This window comes from Bradyrhizobium sp. MI1.11, from assembly GCF_055811255.1.
This window is the reverse complement of sequence record NZ_JBVVPM010000214.1, coordinates 1-364: the sequence shown is the minus strand read 5'-3', so window position 1 is coordinate 364 and position 364 is coordinate 1. Positions and strand designations below refer to the sequence as shown.

1 protein-coding gene is annotated in these 364 nt (G+C 64.3%); it reads right to left on the bottom strand.

Annotated elements, in window-relative coordinates; genetic code table 11:
• Window positions 1-364 (bottom strand): transposase (locus tag AC0L30_RS43155; protein WP_473406809.1); only part of this gene is annotated, 364 nt, incomplete at both ends.

Sequence of the window (364 nt, the reverse complement as noted above, 5' to 3'; positions counted from 1 at the left end):
CCGCGATCTCGCGACACAATGTTGATGCCCGGGTGCTTCGACAGCCACGCCTGAACGGTCGCCATTTCCCGGTCGGGTAGCAAGGCAACGATCCGCCGACGCTCCAAATCGCACACGATGGTCCCGTACCGACGATTTCTCCGGAACGCCCAGTCATCAATACCCACAACAAGCAAGGGATCCATCGGCATCGCCGCCCGCCGGCGGACCACCCGCAGCAAGGTATCGTTGCTGACAGGCAGCATGAGCCGCTTGGCGAAGCTTGCTGCCGGCCGGCCGCCGAGCGCCAACCCCAGGTGATGGACGATGTGTTCGAGCCGTGCCGTCCGACGCCGTCGAAGCGGAACGACGTCTTCTCCGAACC